The 3,753-nt window shown below is 41.6% G+C and carries 3 protein-coding genes, 1 tRNA gene and 1 pseudogene; all 5 read left to right on the top strand.

Going from position 1 to position 3,753, the window contains the following annotated elements; all coding sequences use genetic code 11:
• Positions 1–2,008 (top strand): DNA gyrase C-terminal beta-propeller domain-containing protein (locus R1Y93_RS11155; protein WP_500822853.1); only part of this gene is annotated, 2,008 nt, incomplete at its 5' end.
• Positions 2,009–2,143: 135 nt separating this feature from the next.
• Positions 2,144–2,335, top strand: a complete 192-nt coding sequence (locus R1Y93_RS11160) for a hypothetical protein (RefSeq protein WP_500822854.1) — start codon at positions 2,144–2,146, stop codon at positions 2,333–2,335.
• A 34-nt stretch (positions 2,336–2,369) separates the two neighbouring features.
• Positions 2,370–2,561, top strand: coding sequence for a hypothetical protein (locus tag R1Y93_RS11165; protein ID WP_500822855.1), 192 nt, complete (start codon positions 2,370–2,372; stop codon positions 2,559–2,561).
• An 85-nt stretch (positions 2,562–2,646) separates the two neighbouring features.
• Positions 2,647–3,351, top strand: a pseudogene (locus tag R1Y93_RS11170) (lysophospholipid acyltransferase family protein); the annotation flags it as partial.
• A 199-nt stretch (positions 3,352–3,550) separates the two neighbouring features.
• Positions 3,551–3,638 (top strand) — tRNA-Ser (locus tag R1Y93_RS11175).
• Positions 3,639–3,753: the final 115 nt, after the last annotated feature.

Raw genomic sequence — 3,753 nt, forward strand, 5'->3', positions numbered from 1 at the left:
TAATCTGCGTGAGATTATTGGCGCTGTTGTAAAAATTATTGACAATATTGTGGAAGAACAGCGAGATACGACGATAGAAGAACTTCTTGAGATCGTAAAAGGCCCGGATTTTCCTACGGGAGCTACCATTCTGGGCAAAAGAGGGGTCGAGGAGGCATATCGTACAGGACGCGGTAAGATCCGTGTGCGCGCAGTGACTAATATAGAGACACTGCCTAATGGCAAATCCAGGATCATTGTTACTGAGCTTCCGTATCTGGTAAATAAAGCAAGACTGGTGGAGAAGATCGCAGAGCTTGTAAGAGATAAGAAGATTGATGGGATCACAGACCTGAATGACCATTCCAGCCGGGAAGGTATGAGGATCTGTATTGATCTGCGTAAAGATGCCAATGCCAATGTTGTGTTGAATCAGCTGTATAAGCATACACAGCTGCAGGATACTTTTGGCGTGATCATGCTTTGCGTAGTGCCCAAAGGCGGCAGTCTTGAGCCTAAGGTGCTGAATCTGAAACAGCTTCTTGAGGCTTATCTGGCACATCAGGAGGATGTTGTTACCAGAAGGACAAAGTATGATCTGAATAAGGCACAGGAACGTGCACATATATTAGAAGGTCTTTTAAAAGCCCTGGATAATATTGATGAAGTGATCAGGATCATTCGTGGTGCACGAAATGTCCAGATCGCAAAGCAGGAATTGATCGACAGGTTTGAACTTACCGATGTGCAGGCTCAGGCTATTGTTGATATGCGTCTCCGTGCTCTTACAGGCTTGGAAAGAGAGAAACTTGAGGCAGAGTATGCAGAACTGGAAGAAAAGATCCGAAGATTCCAGGCTATCCTTGCTGACAGAAATCTTTTGCTCCGTGTTGTACGTGAGGAGATCCTTCTGATTTCTGATAAATATGGGGATGAGAGAAGGACAGCTATTGGGTACGATGTATATGATATTTCCACAGAGGATCTGATCCCTAAAGAAAATACAGTGATCACCATGACAAAGCTTGGATATATTAAACGTATGACCGTAGATAACTTCCGCAGCCAGAACAGAGGCGGCAGAGGCATTAAAGGCATGCAGACATTGGAAGATGATTATATCGAAGAACTTCTGATGACTACAACCCATCATTACCTGATGTTCTTTACTAATACTGGCCGTGTGTACAGACTGAAAGTATATGAGATACCAGAGGCCAGCCGCACAGCGAGAGGCACAGCAATCGTAAATCTTTTACAGCTGATGCCAGGAGAACGAATCACGGCGGTAATACCGATCAGCAAGTTTGAAGAAGGTCATTACCTGATGATGGCTACCAGAAAGGGTCTTGTTAAGAAGACGCCGATCACTGAATATGTGAATGTACGTAAGACAGGTCTTGCTGCCATTGTACTTAGAGATGATGATGAGCTGATCGAAGTAAAAGCTACAGACAATAAGAAGAATATTTTCCTTGTGACAAAAGATGGTATGTGTATCCGCTTTAAAGAATCTGATGTAAGGAGCACAGGCCGTGTATCTATGGGCGTGAGAGGTATGAATCTTGCAGATGGAGATGAAGTGGTTTCCATGCAGCTGAATACCCAGGGATATTATCTTCTGGTTGTTTCCGAAAATGGTATGGGTAAACGTACCTCTATTTCTGAATTCAGCTGCCAGAACAGAGGCGGCAAAGGCGTGAAATGCTACAAGATCACCGAAAAGACCGGTAATGTGATCGGAGCAAAAGCTGTGAATGAAGAAAATGAGATCATGATGATTACAACAGAAGGGGTGATCATCCGCTTGCAGTGCGCTGATATTTCAATTCTTGGAAGGATTACTTCCGGAGTGAAGCTGATCAATCTTAAAGAGGGCGTTACTGTGGCAAGCGTAGCAAAGGTGCGGGAAAAGGAAGAAGAAGCTTCTGAAGACAAACAGGCAGAAGATCCGGGTGAAAGTGCAGAAGAGGATATCATTTCCGAAGAGGTACAACCGGATTCGGATACTGAAGGGGAATTAGAATAGTCATGAAAAAAGGATTGCATCTTACGGCTGCATGTATTGCAATGATTTTTGTCCTGACAATGTCCGGGTGTGGCGTGAATCATAAGTCACCGGAAGGGGTAGTGGAGGCATTGATCAAAGAATATGTGGCTGGCAGTGAAAAAGAAAGTGAAAAGCTGTTATGTGCAGCAGGACAAAGAGGACGATGTGCTTCAAAAGGAAATCACTGCAACCTTGAAGTATTTTCAGGTTCATGAGGTAAGCGAGGTAAATATCAAAGAATGTGAAACGCTTGCGGAAAAAGAAGATTATGTATATGTGTATGTGATCTATAATCTGGTATCTTAAAGACAAACAGGAATATCCCTGTATCAGCACCTATATGGTTCAGAAAGATGGACGGAAGTATTATGTGATTCCTCCGTCCATGGTCACAGCAGATATGAGCAAGGAAGCGGCGACAGATTATGCCAAATTTATGACCACTGATTCCTATAAGAATTATACAAAGGAATATGATGCGTTTATTATGAAGAATCCGGGATATGAGGAGCTCATTGCCGGGAAGCTTTAAGCAACTGCAGATCAGGGCTGCCGCAAAAGGGTAACATTCAGCGGCCCACTTTAGAATGATTCGTATAAAATGAAAAGAGGTTCAAATGAAAAGAATAATCGTAATGGTATTGAAAAATCTGTACAGAATCCCTTATTTGTGGATAAAGTTGTGCTGGTACGCTTTCTCATGTGGATAACATATACCGAGGAACGAGAGATATGCGCTTCTGAAAAAGATAGACCATGCGGCTAATACAGGTGGTAATTTGAATGTGCAGGGCTATGGAGTTGAGAATATTCCGAAAGAAAATGGTTTTATGTTATCCCAACCATCAGGGATTATATGATGTACTGGCAATTGTGGGATGCTATCCAGTGCCTTTTTCTGTAGTAGCCAAAAAAGAAGTGTTCCAGGTACCTTTTCTAAAGCAGGTATTTACATGTATGAAGGCATTTATAATCGACAGAGAAGATATTAAGCAGTCTATGCAAGTGATCATCAATGTGACAAAAGAAGTTAAAAATGGAAGAAATTATCTGATCTTTGCAGAAGGAACAAGAAATAAAGACAAAAACAATCCTCATGAGTTTAAGGGAGGCAGTTTTAGAAGCTTGCTATGCGTGCAAAATGCCCTATTGTGCCAGTAGCATTGATTGATTCATATAAATCTTTCGATACAGGATCGGCAAAACCATTGACTGTGCAGGTGCATTTTCTGAGCCAATCCCATATGCAAGAGTACAAAGATATGAAATCTACGGAGATTGCAGAGGAAGTGCGCAGCCGTATTACAGATACGATTAAAAAATATGAAAATAAGGGCAACTCGTTTGCAGGATTAAATTCTATAGAGGGGTGGAATTTAACTTTGCAAGTGAGGAATATGAAAATAATTAAAATTAATTAGAAAAAGCCATTGACAATATAGAAGTTCTCGAGTATAATAACTAATGCGCTTTGAAAAAAGCAGCACTCCAATTGAATAAGCAATTATGATTTCGGAGTCCGGAGAAGTACTCAAGAGGCCGAAGAGGTGCCCCTGCTAAGGGTATAGGTCGTTTACGCGGCGCGAGGGTTCAAATCCCTCCTTCTCCGTTATTTTTTGCTTTTGAATCAACTTTAAAGTAAAAAATAAAATAAAAAAACCTGTTGACAAATTGATTTATCTATGATAAAGTAGTCAAGTCGCCAACACGGATGACAAAACTTC

This window comes from Blautia sp. HA3515 (assembly GCF_059933065.1).